The organism is Paraburkholderia adhaesiva (genome assembly GCF_021390575.1).
GTDB lineage: Bacteria > Pseudomonadota > Gammaproteobacteria > Burkholderiales > Burkholderiaceae > Paraburkholderia > Paraburkholderia adhaesiva.
In genome coordinates, this window is the sequence record NZ_JAJEJQ010000004.1 from 241,931 (window position 1) to 255,736 (window position 13,806).

A 13,806-nucleotide genomic window follows, 5' to 3' on the forward strand; every position below is an offset into this window, starting at 1 on the left:
TGCACTTTGCTCCCCGATTGCGTAGCCGTGCCTGCCAGAATTCCTCATGGCGCGCAGGCGGGTTCCCGGGAGGCTCCAGCCATCTTACGGATCCCGGCGTGTCAGCACCACCGTCGCGCCGAATTCAATGAACTGCCTGGTCATTTCCCTATCTGCTCGGCAAATGGTTTCGGCATCACGGTCACGATATTGGCGAACGGATGAAGTTTGTCCTGTGCCGCGTCCGTGAGGCGAATTTTCGGCCGGCCCCCGGAATGGACGGACATGATCAACTCCGCCCTCGTTACCTGCGGGGCCAACTGGCTAGCGAGCAGATGATGCTGACGACCGCGGCAATGCCTCCGGCTATGCCGAGCCGGGTAATGACGAGCATCGGGAGTGCGTCATATCCCCGGTACCTAGGGAATTTACGCTCGGCCAGCGCGACCGCGCCGGGGACGGTCCGGGCCAGCAGCACCGGAATCCCGATGAATCCCAGCCAGTAGATCACCACCAGCGCGACAATGAGGAGTAACAGATACATGTTGATTCCTGGTTATATTGATTATTAGGATCGCAAATCATGCGATGACAAGGGCCGTCCGGTATCACGAAAAGCGGGGGGTGTCATGGCGTGCCGCCTGCAGAAAACTGGCGCGCCGGACCCTGAAACGTCGTAATGGCGAGCGCACCAGGGACGGCTTTTTCCAGGTGCGGCGGATGCGTTTGTGCGAACGTTGCTGCTTCGTGAATTCACGCTGCCTGCGCCGCAACTACCCGCGGACGTGGCCCAGGGGGCGGGCACGCCGGTCCCGGACGCGAGGGGGGCTGTCGAGGTCTTCGAACTGGTCTGCCAGTGCGAGATAGCGGAGCAGCTGGTGCAGGCCAGTCCGCCGCTTGCGTCGTAATGTCATGGCTGGATGCGTCACGGTAGCCGATACGAAACGGACCACTGTCGGGATGTTGTCCGGACCCGCATTGCTGGCCTCGCACAGGAACGTCTGCGTGAGCGTGCGCAGGCCGCGTTCGATGACCTCGCGCTTCGAGGTCAGGCCCGTGGCGGCCATCGCAGCGGCGAGCAAATGCCTGTCGATGGAAGCACTAATGCACTTGAATGGCTCCGATACCACTTCTGTCTTTTGACGCAGGGGATGCGCGTAACAACCGGATCTCCAACGTCAATCGTGTGGGAAAGGCGGTGCTGTCCACGGGTTTCCTGGACCCCCGGAGGGCGGCCACCGCCGCACGTCGTGCAGCGGTGAATCCAGTGTCGCACGGGCCAGGAGGACCGCAAGCCGGCTTCAGTCCGGCCACTCCACGGTATCGATGCCGAGTGTGCTGGCGGCGGCCAGCATGTCCACAAGGCACAGAAAGGGTCCATCGTTATCCTCTTCTGCACCATCGAGAAACCGCATCGCGCTCAGATTGATGGCCTCGTCAATGAGCGCCCCGGCGTCGGCAATGGGGCGCCCGGCCAGCAGTTGCGCAGCCAGTTCCCCGGCACCACTCTCCAGCGCAAAGTCCAGCCTCTCCTGCCTGTCATCCAGCGTGGACTCTATCCATGCGAGCATGTCATCCGCCCCGGGCACATCAAAACGCACCTGCATCGCAAAGCGCCCGCCGCGCAGCACGGCCGGATCAAGCATGTCCGGATGGTTCGTGGCCGCGATGTATAGGACATCAGGGGTGCGTCCACCGGTGCCATCCATCGTGGCGAGCATCCGGTTGGTGAGGGCCGGGACGTTCGAGTGACGCCGGTTGGCCAGGATCGAATCCGCTTCGTCGATGAACACGATGGACGGGCGCTGGTCTTTCGCCTTGCGCACGAGCTTCTCCCATTCATCCGGGCGGGCAATCAGGTCGGTGCCGGTGGTGGACAGGAAGAGCCACCCTGAAGCCTTGGCGAGTGACATTGCAGCCATGGTCTTGCCGGTGCCAGGTGGCCCGTAGAACAGGATTCCACGCGGCAGCTTTCCACCGAGCTGGGTGAAGTCGTAGACATTGCCAAGCCGTTCCCCGAGACCGGTCAGCATCCCGCGGGAGGCCTGGGGCATGACGATGTCCTCGAGCGGAACCACATGCTCTGGAAACGCGCTGCGCTGCCCCTGGATGAGGCGCATGGCCCGCATGGCGAGCTCGAAGGTGACGGGGCCGTCGAATTCGTTGTCGCGCTTCATGTCGCGCAGTTGCGGGCCGAGGGCTGCAAGACGTGCGGCGCTGAAGCCTTCCCAGCGCCGCGCAAGCTCATCGACGACAGGCCTGTCGATGGCTTCCCGGCCGAGGCTGCGGACGATATTTGCACAGAGTACGTGGTGGCGGGACTGTAAGTCAGGAGCGGGTACCTCAATGTGGAAATCAAAGCGCCCCGAGCGGATCGCAGCGTGGTCGAGCTGCTCAATATAGTTGGTTGCCGCCACCACCACGACCTGGGCATTGCGCAGATCCACAATTTCCTTCAACAGGGTGTTGACCACGTCACGGTCCATCGAGTGGCTCATGCCTGAGCCGTCGCGGGGCTTGAGGAACGAGTCGACCTCGTCGATGAAGAGCACGCAGGGCGCACAGCGACGCGCGGTACGGAAGAGGCCGCGCAGTTTCTCCGGTGTCTCGTTGATCCACTTCGACGCCATGTCGCCGAAGCCAACTGGGAGGAACGGGATGCCGAGCTCGCCGGCCAGCGCCTCGGCAAACATGGTCTTGCCATTCCCAGGTTCGCCATAGAGCAGGATGCCGTTACGCGGCTCGCCATCCAGAGCGGCCAGGATGTCCTGTCCGGCATGCAGCAGGCGGCGTTTGGTGTCGGCCATGCCGGCGAGGTGTCTGAACGAACCTCGGGCAGGACGGACGAGCTCGCTGCAGTCGTGCGGGATCGCATCGGCTGTGGCTGGCACTGGCATTGCAGGGCGCGTAGCGGGGCGGGGGGCTGGCGACGGGCTCACCGGCGCGGTGGAGGGCGTCGAGGAGGCAGGCGTTGCCGACGCAACAGCGGATTTGGCAGGGGCCATCAGAGCGGATGCAGCTTCCGGCGCAACCGTATGGGCGGCCTCGACCGTTGACGCCGCAACGGAACGCGAGCGGGTGATCTTGTGATGCAGGGGGATCCACGCGCGGGAGCCCTCGACAAAAAACGTGGACTTGCGTGCCGGAAACGGTTTCTGGATGGCGGAGTATTGCATGGCGACCTCGTGAGTTGTGGGCCGGACGGTTCCGGTCCGTTCTGTTGCCGCAGTTCGCTGCGGGTCAGAACCAGAGTCTCACGACCCCGGTTAAACGCAAGTCGGTGCCGGGAGGGGTTTCAGGCGCCCAAAATTCTGCAGGTTTCTACGCGCAATATGGAACCAGGGGTACACGGGCTGGGTCCGGTGCCTGTTGGTCACGACCTCTGACGTGAACGACGGATTCGTCCGGCGCAGACACCACGCGGTGTTCGTCAGTAACGCGAATTTCCATGTTGTTTCGTTGAGGGGTATCGTCAGCCGCACAGGGCGTGGGCAGGGAAGCGGATTCAGGATGCGGTATCGCGCGGGATGGATGCCTTCGCCCTGACGAGCACTGGCGATGCTGTTTGCGGGCACCTGCACGCTCTTGCCCGTAACGGGAAGCTGTTACGGATGACTGCTTCTTTTCCTTTGAGGCCCATGCATGGTGGTCTGGTCTCCGTCTATGGGGGCTGGGTACCATTGGGCTGGCTTGCGCCAGCGGTCTGAAGGTCGCGTGCGGCATTTTCGCGCCGTGCACGTCATGAAAGAGGGGAGCCCGCCCACGCGACGTGTGACCGGGCGCAAGGAGTGTCGCGGTCAGGCACCACGCCAGGGGAGGCCAGCCACAGAAGATAGGGGTATTAGTGCAACTAACCGTCAATCCACATCACCCACAGCCAGCGCCTCCCGGCGGCAGGAAATGAACAGCAGGAAGGGATCGGGTAATGGATGGTGGGGTCGTCCGCGTTTTCACCGTGCGGCACGACCCGGACGCCGCGCACGCCAACCGTGAAGCGTCAGGCGGTGCGCCGTACGCAGCGGCCGCGCAATCCCGCGAGGCTTGACCGGAGCTGGTCACGCCATCCGGACGCGGCGTGGCCATGACAGAGGTCGCGCCGCACGCCTGCGCGGCGGCTGCTCCGGACAACCCCACGACCGTCCGTGTGCGCACCAGGTACGATGCGCAGCGGGTCAGAGGCCGGGCGGCGCAAGGTGGCTGGCCGCGGCTCCGGGTGAGAACCTGAGGGCCGTTGGTCATCAGAACTGCCGGTACCTCGCTAGCGGCAAGCCGTGCTCATCGACGTAGTCGTTTGAGGAACGGATCGCGTCAGCATTTTCCGCGAGCCACGTGCGCTCCCGGGCGGTCGGGCTGTTGCCCGGGAGCGATAACCCGTCGCGCGGCAACCCGTTCTTCTCGATGTACTCGTTGTCGTACGCGATCGCCTCGGGGTTCTCCTCGGTCCATTGGCGCGCCGCGTCGGTTGTGCCGGCGGCGGGAGCGGGTGTTGCGTTGTCAGTCTTGCCAGTCGTCACGGCGGGGGCTCTCCGTATTGTCAGGATTGCGAAAATCTTCCGGCCGCAGAACGGGCCGCTCCAGCGCCTCGCGCATCCGCTCCAGCGTGCGCCGGGCGGCCTCGCCACCGGCGTCCGCGTCCCAGACAGGGCTGGCCGCCACCGACGAGTACCCTTCCGGCCGGCCGTTCCGATAATAGACCTCGCGGAATTCCCGCCTCGTTTCGCCGCCCCCGTCAAATTCCATGACGCGATAGTTCCAGTGAAATTCGGGCGCTGGCCCACCGGAGTCGGCGCAGGGCTCGCCGACTCCAGCGTTCCCTGCGCCGGCTGCACTCGCGGCATACATCGACTCGATCGACCCGGCCTCGCTCCCGGCCGCGCTCTGGAGAATGCTTTTCAGCTCCTTCTGCTGGACCTGTCTGTGCTCACCCTGATCCTCCGCTGGTTGCGCCCAGACCGGTATGCGCGCCATGAGCCGCCGCAGGTCCTCATGGTCCGGCTGCGTCACGCGCAGCCAGGCGCCCAGCGTCTCGCGCACGCAGTGCTGGCAGAGGTCGAGGCGGATGTATGCGCCGTCGCCGAACACCGACCAATACCCGCCGCGCGCGTCGACCGACACCATTTCGTCCCACTCGCCATCGTGACCGTCCGGGGTCATGCGCCGCCCGCAGCGGTCGCACGTGCACGCCGCGACTTCCTGCACCGTCTTGTTGTGGAATTCGCGCATGGTTTATTCCTTGCTCCAGCGGCCGCGTTTCGGGTCCGGTGCCACGAGACCCCGCTGCCGGGCCGTGGTGACGGACAGGCGCAGCACGTTGCCGCGCGGGTGCTCCAGGTTGCGGGCCATCGCGACTTCAGCCTCGAAGCCCTGCAGTTCGAGGTACACCGCGTCGTCGTCTTCACGCCGCCCGGAATTCCGATCCCGGCCGGGCTGCTCGCACGCTCTGTTCTGGTCGTGGATGGGGGGCTTCATGCTCATGCTTCACCTGTCGAAGGAGGGCGTTTGCCGCCGCAGTGATTGATCGCGTCGGTGACGAGCGAGTGCGCATCCTCCAGCGCATGCGGGGCCGGCTGCGCCGAAAATGTTTCCGGGACCCGGCCCAGTTGCCTCGCCGTGGCCACCGGCAGGCGCAGGCGCACCGTGCCCGGCCACGGGCCCTCGTTGTCGTCGATCAGCGTGAGGTCGGCCAGGATGCCGCGCAGCCCGAGATAGACGGCATCCGTCTCCCAGCCCTCGCGATAGAGGTGCCACCCGGGCCGGTCTGCGTCCCGGGGTTGATGCCGGATGGTGGATTTTGTGCTCATGTTTCATGGTCTCCGAGTGTGCTGGCGAGTCGATCAATCGCTGCGATGGCTGCCTGAATTTTCAGCCGGGCCGATGGATTGGCAGAATGCACGTGGAGGCGCGGCGGGCGCAGGCCATGTACGGCGACCTGCTCTTCGAGCCACAACAGAACGGTGTAGCCGGTGCCGTGGGCATCGTCGCCGAGGTCATGGTCGAGGGAGAGTTCGGTGACTCCACCCTGTTGCAGCAGGGCGATGACCTCCTCGGGCCAGTACGCGCGCACCCAGCCCTCGGGCGTGGCGCGCTCATCATCCAGAAACACCTTCATTGTCATCTCCGTACGGCGCTGCTCTGGCACGCGCGCCCTCGCCAGCGGCGCCGTGAGCTTGAACCTGACGCCAGGCGAACTCCTGAGCCAGTCCTTGCTGCGACCGGGCCTGCAGGCGGCTGGTTTTCATCGTGGTCCATGACCACGCCCTTGCTGCCGGAACGGTCGATCACGGTAGAACGGATATACTCGGCCGCGTTCCAGACGCTCACCGGCGCCGGCCACCATGGCCTCAAATGTCGGGTCCCGATCCGCGAACACGTTCCCGCAGTCGGCGCCCAGCCACAGGACGATCTCAGAAGCGCCAGTCCGGCTTCGCGTTTGCCTTCCCACCGCTCGAGCCGATGCATCCGGCGAAGACTGGCGTCAGGCTGGGTGAGCAGGGTGTATGCGCCCGCCCTCGAACTCAACACGATTATTCCCGGAGCAACCATACCAGCATGACCGGCGCCAGAAATCATGGCGTTCCCATCAACCCCTGCGCTCACTTGACCGGACACCGCCAGTACATTGCCGCGCTTCGCAGCGTGCGCAGATCGTCCCGCACCGTGGCCACGAACACCTCGCGAATTGCGGCACGGCTCGCGGCGGGCGCGACGAGCAGCAGCACGCCGAGCAGCAGCACGGCGAGCGCTAGTCCCACGCCGCCGATCGTCAGCGCGGCGAGCGCGCCGTTCCAGTGCCGCACGAACACGCAGTACGCCAGCAGCAGGGCGAGCCCGCTCAGGATCGCGAGAAAGGATAAACGCATAACGTGAGATCCGAAAACGATAGGGCCAGCATATCCGGTTCCCCACGCAGTGCAACTTCAGGTTCAGGGGCGCGGCGGGCGGTGACCGGCAGGCCTGCAAATTTGCACTCACGCTGGCCGTGTAGCCACCCGGTGGCTTGTCAGCGGGACCGCGACGCCCCATTACCAAAACATGGACCATGTCAGTTCCGCTGCACCAGCACGTTCGCGAGAATGTTGACCAGCGGCACCCGAATCTGGAGCACGGAACGGGGCGCGCCAGCCCCTGAACAGGTGCGCGCCTGCTGAGGTTGACTGAACGTGAGGTCGTGAAATTTGCCTGGCACTGCCATGGAATCGATCTGGTGGAGTCGTGCGGGTTGAGGCCCTGCCCGGTCGGGTGCAGCCAGCAGGCGAGGGCGACCGAGACAGCCACCGCCATCACGCTGGGCCCTGGGTTGCGGTGCGGGTTTTGGGGTTTCTGCATTGTGCTGGACACGCCTGAGTGTGATGACTGGACCCTGCGATATCGCCCGGCCGGGGAACAGCCGTGGCGCGCGCGCCCGGGGGCGCAGGTCTAGATAACCCGCTTGCGTTCCGGCGTCACGTCGGCTTGATGGGATCGCGCGACGGTCATCGCGGAACACGGCGGCGCGGGCCAGCCAGCACCGTGACTTGTTCCGGGAACGGAACGGTCGGCCGATCCTGCAGGGGGCGCGTGCGGGCCGCATATTGCTGCAGGCGCTCTTGCAGTTCTTCAAGTGTCTCGGCTGGCAGCGCCTCGGCGCTGCGCCTGAGCCGTTTCTTCTTTCTAGGCATGCCGCCTCCCTTAGCGGTGTTGAGAACGTCATGAGACCGGCAACTAGCGCAGCGGGCAATCATGGATTCCGGTCCGCCGCGGCAGGAACAGCCGGCGTGGCTCCCTCTCTGCCATGCGAAGGAGCGGTTTGCTGCGCTGCGCGTCGCGCCGTTTTTCAAGGCGAACTGCCTTCCGGGCCTGGCCCGTCCGGTTGAGCTCGCCGCGGCACAGGCGGAACAGCCAGCCCGCCAGCCGGACTGGAACCCTTTCCGTGGTGAGCGACGTGGCCGTGGCGTGCCACCGGTTGCGAGGTTGCCGGATCCGGCCGGGTGTGAGGCAGAACCAGAAACGATTTCGGTGAGAACGCATAGTCATGTCAGTCCAGTCAGTGGGTGAAGTGCGCCCACAGCAGGAGCGCGACGGTCGCCAGGGCGCAGAGGACCGAGCCAACCCGGATGATCCGGGACATCCGCTCGACGGTTTCCGCGGTGTGCCGAGGCTCCCGGCCCGGGCTGGGAGGCGCGGGCGGAAATAGGGGTGCGCTGTCAGCGGCCATGCGTTCGACCAGCTGGTGCAGTATCTCGTCGACGCCACGAAATCGCTGCTGGTCCCGCAGTTAAAGAAGCTTCGCCCGGAAGCGGGTGAGGTCCTGGTCCTGCGTTGTCATCTGCGTGCTCCTGTCAAGGTAATGAGCTGGTTCGGTACAGACAGCTTCTCACGGCGCAGACCGAGCGCAAGTTGGTGGTGCTGAGCTGTGTCGGATGGGGTTTAGGGAAAGGTGAGTCTTTGCGGGGGCGCACCGGGCAGGCCCCGTCCCCGCCCGCAAGCGTTTTATCCGACCGCCGGTGCGTGATTTGCCCCCTGTGGGCGCCTTCTGGCAGGTTCGTGTTTATGGGGGGAAAGGTTACGGTTTATGGGGCACGGCGCACGTCGGGTGCGACGGCAGGCCGCCAGCTCAAAAACTCACGCGCGCGGCCCCACGGCGCACCAGATCGTGCGCGAGCCGGCCAGGCAGCACGCGCCTGAACTTGGGCAGGGCGTCCCATTCGCCCTCAGGTAACGTGGCCAATGCTTTCGCAACATGCCCAGGACCCAGCCAGTCGAGCGTCGGCGCGGCCATGCCGGCTGGGTGGGTGCCGACCGCCGATCGCCGTCTTGCGGCCCGGCTGCGATTGCAGCATCGCCACGCCATGGCCAGATCGCCGCGTCCCCGGTTGCCCCAAGGTCAGATAGATCCTCGGGATGGGGTTGCGCGGCGTCAGCCCGGGTACGGTGGCGGCACCCGCCCGCAGCGCCACGATCGTCTCCCGATGACATCCTCAACCGACACAACAGCGGAACAACATCATGACATTGGCCCGAGACAAAACGCAGGCGCTGCTCGAAGCGGGCGGTTTTCAGGAGCAGTCCGCCGGAACGCTATTTCTGCTTGAAATGCTGATTTTTGCGGGTCGGGCCGGCCAGGACGACGATATTGTCCGGGAGTGTGGACTTTATCGCGCGCGAGCCCCAGCCCCGGGTCCGCTGTACGAACGCGTCCATCCGCGCGTCGATCGCCTCCGGGGAGTCATCGATAGACGAATGGCGAGAACGCCTGTTTACGCGATCGGTAGCCTTCATTGCGCCCCTCCTTTTCATTCATATGTTACGTCTTCCGTAATCTGGTCAGTTGCCCGGGTGAGACCCTCACTCCACTTCACTTTACTTGCGTAAAGGCCGTGCCATGACTGTCTCGGAACTGATGGAACGACTGGCCAGATTTGCGCCGGACGCGCGCGTCATCGTCCCGCACTTCAACCGCGGGCTTAACGATGTGGTGAACGTATTTGCTCTTCCGATTGTGGCGGGCAAGCCCGGCGCCGGGCTGTTCGCGGAGGGGCAGTGCTGTTGCGCGAGCGCGCATCCCGTGTCCTCCCGATCCCGTCTCGCGGTTGTTCCACGACACCGTCCAGCTCGGCCCGCGGACCGCTGTTTCGGTCCTGGCGAGCAGAATGGATTGTCCGGGAAAAGATGTCTGAGTCTACTGCTACCAGCTCAGCGCCTCCCGAAGCCGCCCGTGCCATGTCAGTGAACTGTCGGTTCGCAGTCAGCCCCTCAATCTCCGCGGCCGCGACTTCGTCGTGGGCGATGTGTGAACACCCGTTCCAGCCGAATGTCTGCGCCGGTCGCGGTTCGCTTTTCCTGAGCAATCCTTGCACTTATCGCGTCCAGTCTTCGCAGCAAAGATCGGACACTCGCATGAATTCGCGCAAGTTGTTTGTAACAACCACGGCCCCAGCGCTAAGAGCGTGGCCCGCTATTGCGGAATCGTTTTCGCCTATCGGCGTGCCGAGCTTCGCTAGATCGACTCGAATTTTCGTCGTTGCGTCAACCGCTGCCGAATCCCACGGCAGCACACCATCGAGCCGCGCGACGAAGGCCGATACCATCCCTGCGTGCTTGGGTGATGCCTTCTTGCCAATGGAGCCAAACCGCATTTCGGCATAGGTAATGGCCGATATTACGAGTCGATCTTGAGCATCTACGTGTGCTTGCAGGCGCTCAAGAAGCTCAATCGGACGTTCGCGCATGATGTAGGAACAAATTTTCGTGTCCAGCATATACATCTGCGTCACTTGCCGGTCTCCGTCGCTTCGTCTTCAATGCCGCTCAAATCGAACCGGCCGGGTTCGATCACTGCTGGCCGCTCAGACAGGAATTCGGCGTCGGCCACCGGTTCATGCGCAAACGATGTCCAGTTCGGCCGTGCGGGGCGCAAGAGAAGCGTGTCGCCCTCGCGGCGAATCTCTAGCTCAGTGACTCCCTCATATTGCATATCTTTTGGAATGCGAACGGCCTGGTTGGAGTTGTTCTTAAAGATGGAAACGGTACGCATGGCTGCCCCCTAAAGTTCAGCCTCCATTGTAAACATATGCTGGCATATGTTAATGTGTATATGGCAGCATATGAGTGTCGGATGTGCGGTCGCATGTCTGGGCGAGAGCACCCAGCGGAACAGGCCCGTCGGGACAATGGCCGTCGTGAGGCGCTTACTATTATCAGGTAATCATTTTTGAGCGGACTAGGGTGATTCCTGCGAATCCGCAGGGTTGTCCACGGCCCGGAAAGCCTGCGGGCAACTGGCCCGGTCCCCAGCTGGGGAGCCAGCGACCGGCTATCCATCAGGGCGGGGCGGTGGTCGGGCAAGCTATAATTTCATGTGGATGCACGCAGTAATTCGTTTTTTCGCGCGATGATGGCCTGATTAATCGCGGCGGTTTCCTGCCCGCTTCCCGTACGAGCCATGATTATTTTCAAGGCTTCGTGGGCTTCCGGAGTGAGGCGCAACATTACCCGCTTCCCGCCGGCGTCTGCGAGCGCTTTAATCGATTGCTTTGACCGCTCAGTTGCCGTCGGCCGCGCACTGTCTACATAGACTTTTGGGCGACCACGCTTGCGTTTTTCAACATTCGGCGCATCTGCCGTGCCCGCCATCACTGCTTGTACCTGTTGTCCGGCCTCTTCCCTCCCGGTGTCTGGTGCCGTAATTATGGTGGGCGAATCTGACTCCTTGGCCAGAAGGCCGAGGAGGATATCAAGGTTGTTGTCGTCCGCGTCCATCGCACCGACACCAAGCAGGCGGCTCTGCAAATTGGCCTTGATATCGCCAGCAATAATGTTGCTGCCATCCTCATTCAGGACCGCGCCGATGCGCGCCATTTTGGCCCCAATGAGATCAACCATGATGTCGTCCAGATTAACGCCGACCGGCATTCTGGCTATCAGCTGAATAACTTGGCAATTACTGCGCTGGCCGACCCGATGAATCCGATCCTCAGCTTGCAGCAACGCCGCAGGGACCCAATCCAGTTCAGCAAAAATTACGGTGTCCGCCCTTGTCAGTGTGATTGCTTCGCCCGCAGCATTGATGCCGCCAATCAGTACATCCAGGTTGCCGTCCTGGAAGCTTTTGACCAGTGCCGACCGATCTTTCGGCTTCGTGCGCCCATCGATGATGGCCACCTGCAGTCCATCGGCAACAAGCTGGGCCTTGAGTGTGTCGCTGGCGTCATGATGCGCGCAAAACACCACGCAGCACCCCTTGTTTTCAACAACGTCAATTACCAGATCGCTGACCGCTCCGCCCCGTACCTTTGCTAGTCCGAGCGCTGCCCTGGCTTTCTCAATCCTACCTAGCATCTCCTGACGCGCTGTGGCCTCTGATTCTCCACGCTCCAGGGCTGCGGAATAGCATTCCATTGCCCCCCCCAGCGCTTCCCTGTAAATTTTCATCTGCTCTGGATCAAGGGCGCCGATATCGATGCGTTGCCGTGTTTTGTCTGGAAGATCGGGCAACACCTCAGCCTTGGTCCGGCGAATCATGAAGTAGCTGAGATAATCCTTGACGTCCTCAATGGTGTAACCGTTTTTTTTGTTGCCAAGCACCACAGCCGTCTCGCCATCCAGCAGGCTCAGCAAGGTCGCCGCCTCATGCTCGTGATTGCGCAGGGGGGTCCCGGTCAACATCAGCATTTGTGTCCCTCTGTCCGCGATGCGCTGGATGGCCTGCGTGCGTTTTGCATTCCTGTTCTTGGCGCGGTGGGCCTCGTCAAGAATGAGTAGCGACGGACCGATCGATCGAATCTGCTCTTGCAGTTCCCCGCGCAGCCGCTTCATAATTTTTTCCCACGCCACAATTCTCTTCTCATGGAACGCTGGTACGCCAACCAGTGGCTCAATTAGCCTGATCTGGCTTGCTCCCCTCTTCTTTTCAATCTTCCCAGCCAACTTTGGGAACGCATCCACAAACGCTCGACGTTCTGCATCGTCACAAAACCGCCAGGTCTCGTTCCGAACCGCGATCAGATCGTAGGTGATGATGTGCCAGCGCGCGGCCAGGTCTAACTCGGTCAGCTGGCGCACAACATGCTGAACTGCACCCCGAGCGCCCCAGCTCTCAATTTCCCTCTCCCATACGTAGCGCGCATTTGCCGGGCAGACCACGACCACGCGAGGCACAACGCAGGCTTCTGCGGCAGCAATCGCCTGTGCGGTCTTGCCTACCCCCATCTCATCGCCGATCAGCGCTCGCATGCCTCGCTCGGCGCAGAACTGCACGCCCGCTTTTTGGTATGTATGCAGTAAATGCCCGTTGGGCGCTGGGGTGTCCCAGCCAGCTACCCGGGCTACGTCAAAACTGGCAGGCACTGCGAGTTCAGCATCCGGATCATCCCCCTCATATTCCAGCCCGACGGCAAGGATCGCCGCTTTCAGCTTCGGCCAGTGCTTTCTTGTCGTGCGTATCGTGCCATCCCACGGCACTGGGACCTTGACTCCATACGGGTACGCGCCTTCCCAGCGGTATTGCTGGGTGGGGGCTACGGAATAGTGCAGCAAATCTGAGAGATCGCACGTAATCTGCACGGCCCAGCCGGTGGCCTTGATCTGCAGCTTGCGGCCGCGTGCGTTAATGACCGGCCATTTCCTGGCGAGCGTGTCGTCACAGACAGCACCTTGGGAGGTCAGCCCATCGATTGCATCCGCGATCTCGTTCGGTTTGCCGAGAAGCAAACCGAGCTCAAGTTCACTATTGCCGCCTTTGCGCTTACCACCGGCCAGGCGAAATGCCTGTACCTTCCCAGAGACAGACGTGAAAGGTGGCAACGGGGCGGGTATGAGGCACGCTTCGAGTCCGTCCACCAAGTTCAGCCGTGAAATCGAAACTCCGGCCAGTGGCAGAAATGGCTGGTTGGGTCGACCAATAACAGGCCAGTCTGGGTTTCGTTCGACGATCTTGTCGAGCATCCCTTGGGCGCTCTCCGGACTCTGGAACGTCCAACCGCCACCAGTGCGATTCCAAATCCCGCCTCTCCGTTTCGCCATTTGGCGAAGGCCCTGGTCAGCGGTTTCGTAGCGCCAGCAGAGGACTTGCATACGCCCTTCGGCGTCGCAGGTCACCGTGACATGCTCGGGCGTCTCCTCACTAATTAACTCAGAGGCGGTGTTCAGTTTTATGACGCTGGTGATCATCGCAGACCCGCTGTTCGCACACGCGTATATATTGTGTATGCCTTCAATATACGCTGACAGCGCCGCTACGCCAACTATTTCTGCGTATGCATTCTTTAATTATCAACGAGTATTTGTATTGACATCCTGAAAGATATGAAGTAATGGGCCCGTTCCATGCAGGCATTCATTCAGCGCCTG

General features: G+C 62.6%; 15 protein-coding genes. All 15 read right to left on the reverse strand.

Annotation, left to right across the window (positions count from 1 at the left end; translation table 11 throughout):
• Positions 1-140 precede the first annotated feature (140 nt).
• The 15 genes from L0U80_RS31605 to L0U80_RS29040 all read right to left on the reverse strand — a co-directional run bounded on the left by L0U80_RS31605 (position 141) and on the right by L0U80_RS29040 (position 13,626).
• Positions 141-266: a hypothetical protein gene (locus L0U80_RS31605; protein WP_267955014.1), complete on the reverse strand. Its 126-nt coding sequence runs from the start codon at positions 264-266 to the stop codon at positions 141-143.
• A gap of 17 nt (positions 267-283) precedes the next feature.
• Complete coding sequence (locus L0U80_RS28975; protein WP_233874404.1) at positions 284-523, reverse strand: hypothetical protein; 240 nt, start codon at positions 521-523, stop codon at positions 284-286.
• Positions 524-752: 229 nt separating this feature from the next.
• Complete coding sequence (locus L0U80_RS28980; protein ID WP_233874407.1) at positions 753-1,109, reverse strand: type II toxin-antitoxin system VapB family antitoxin; 357 nt, start codon at positions 1,107-1,109, stop codon at positions 753-755.
• A 171-nt stretch (positions 1,110-1,280) separates the two neighbouring features.
• Positions 1,281-3,155: an AAA family ATPase gene (locus L0U80_RS28985; RefSeq protein ID WP_233874410.1), complete on the reverse strand. Its 1,875-nt coding sequence runs from the start codon at positions 3,153-3,155 to the stop codon at positions 1,281-1,283.
• Between the two features lie 1,062 nt (positions 3,156-4,217).
• Positions 4,218-4,493, reverse strand: coding sequence for a type II toxin-antitoxin system CcdA family antitoxin (locus tag L0U80_RS31735; protein WP_233874413.1), 276 nt, complete (start codon positions 4,491-4,493; stop codon positions 4,218-4,220).
• Positions 4,474-5,202 (reverse strand): hypothetical protein, encoded by a 729-nt coding sequence (locus L0U80_RS28995; protein ID WP_233874416.1) that lies wholly within the window; start codon positions 5,200-5,202, stop codon positions 4,474-4,476. Before L0U80_RS28995 ends, L0U80_RS31735 begins: the two co-directional genes overlap by 20 nt.
• A 3-nt stretch (positions 5,203-5,205) precedes the next feature.
• On the reverse strand, positions 5,206-5,448 hold the full coding sequence (locus L0U80_RS29000; RefSeq protein WP_233874419.1) for a hypothetical protein: 243 nt from the start codon (positions 5,446-5,448) through the stop codon (positions 5,206-5,208).
• A gap of 2 nt (positions 5,449-5,450) precedes the next feature.
• The gene (locus L0U80_RS29005; protein WP_233874422.1) at positions 5,451-5,780 is read right to left on the reverse strand and encodes a hypothetical protein; all 330 of its coding nucleotides are present in this window, start codon (positions 5,778-5,780) and stop codon (positions 5,451-5,453) included.
• Positions 5,777-6,088, reverse strand: a complete 312-nt coding sequence (locus tag L0U80_RS29010; RefSeq protein ID WP_233874425.1) for a cyclic-phosphate processing receiver domain-containing protein — start codon at positions 6,086-6,088, stop codon at positions 5,777-5,779. The genes L0U80_RS29005 and L0U80_RS29010 overlap by 4 nt, the downstream gene beginning before the upstream one ends.
• 484 nt (positions 6,089-6,572) lie before the next feature.
• Positions 6,573-6,839 carry a hypothetical protein gene (locus L0U80_RS29015; protein ID WP_233874428.1) on the reverse strand — a complete coding sequence of 89 codons (267 nt, stop codon included), beginning with the start codon at positions 6,837-6,839 and terminating at the stop codon, positions 6,573-6,575.
• A 612-nt stretch (positions 6,840-7,451) separates the two neighbouring features.
• A complete protein-coding gene (locus L0U80_RS29020; protein ID WP_233874431.1) occupies positions 7,452-7,637 on the reverse strand; it encodes a hypothetical protein in 186 nt (61 codons plus the stop codon).
• Positions 7,638-9,036: 1,399 nt separating this feature from the next.
• Entirely contained in the window at positions 9,037-9,237 is a 201-nt protein-coding gene (locus L0U80_RS29025) for a hypothetical protein (RefSeq protein WP_233874434.1), read from the reverse strand.
• 578 nt (positions 9,238-9,815) lie between these two features.
• Positions 9,816-10,232: a PIN domain-containing protein gene (locus L0U80_RS29030; protein WP_233874438.1), complete on the reverse strand. Its 417-nt coding sequence runs from the start codon at positions 10,230-10,232 to the stop codon at positions 9,816-9,818.
• Positions 10,229-10,492 carry a type II toxin-antitoxin system VapB family antitoxin gene (vapB, locus tag L0U80_RS29035; RefSeq protein WP_233874441.1) on the reverse strand — a complete coding sequence of 88 codons (264 nt, stop codon included), beginning with the start codon at positions 10,490-10,492 and terminating at the stop codon, positions 10,229-10,231. Before vapB ends, L0U80_RS29030 begins: the two co-directional genes overlap by 4 nt.
• A 320-nt stretch (positions 10,493-10,812) precedes the next feature.
• On the reverse strand, positions 10,813-13,626 hold the full coding sequence (locus L0U80_RS29040; RefSeq protein ID WP_233874444.1) for a DEAD/DEAH box helicase: 2,814 nt from the start codon (positions 13,624-13,626) through the stop codon (positions 10,813-10,815).
• Positions 13,627-13,806 lie beyond the last annotated feature (180 nt).

Coding starts and splice junctions, on each gene's coding strand:
- L0U80_RS31605 (WP_267955014.1), bottom strand. CDS start 266: ATGTCCGTCCATTCCGGGGGCCGGCCGAAAATTCGCCTCACGGACGCG.
- L0U80_RS28975 (WP_233874404.1), bottom strand. CDS start 523: ATGTATCTGTTACTCCTCATTGTCGCGCTGGTGGTGATCTACTGGCTG.
- L0U80_RS28985 (WP_233874410.1), bottom strand. CDS start 3,155: ATGCAATACTCCGCCATCCAGAAACCGTTTCCGGCACGCAAGTCCACG.
- L0U80_RS28995 (WP_233874416.1), bottom strand. CDS start 5,202: ATGCGCGAATTCCACAACAAGACGGTGCAGGAAGTCGCGGCGTGCACG.
- L0U80_RS29000 (WP_233874419.1), bottom strand. CDS start 5,448: ATGAAGCCCCCCATCCACGACCAGAACAGAGCGTGCGAGCAGCCCGGC.
- L0U80_RS29005 (WP_233874422.1), bottom strand. CDS start 5,780: ATGAGCACAAAATCCACCATCCGGCATCAACCCCGGGACGCAGACCGG.
- L0U80_RS29010 (WP_233874425.1), bottom strand. CDS start 6,088: ATGAAGGTGTTTCTGGATGATGAGCGCGCCACGCCCGAGGGCTGGGTG.
- L0U80_RS29015 (WP_233874428.1), bottom strand. CDS start 6,839: ATGCGTTTATCCTTTCTCGCGATCCTGAGCGGGCTCGCCCTGCTGCTG.
- L0U80_RS29020 (WP_233874431.1), bottom strand. CDS start 7,637: ATGCCTAGAAAGAAGAAACGGCTCAGGCGCAGCGCCGAGGCGCTGCCA.
- L0U80_RS29025 (WP_233874434.1), bottom strand. CDS start 9,237: ATGAAGGCTACCGATCGCGTAAACAGGCGTTCTCGCCATTCGTCTATC.
- vapB (WP_233874441.1), bottom strand. CDS start 10,492: ATGCGTACCGTTTCCATCTTTAAGAACAACTCCAACCAGGCCGTTCGC.
- L0U80_RS29040 (WP_233874444.1), bottom strand. CDS start 13,626: ATGATCACCAGCGTCATAAAACTGAACACCGCCTCTGAGTTAATTAGT.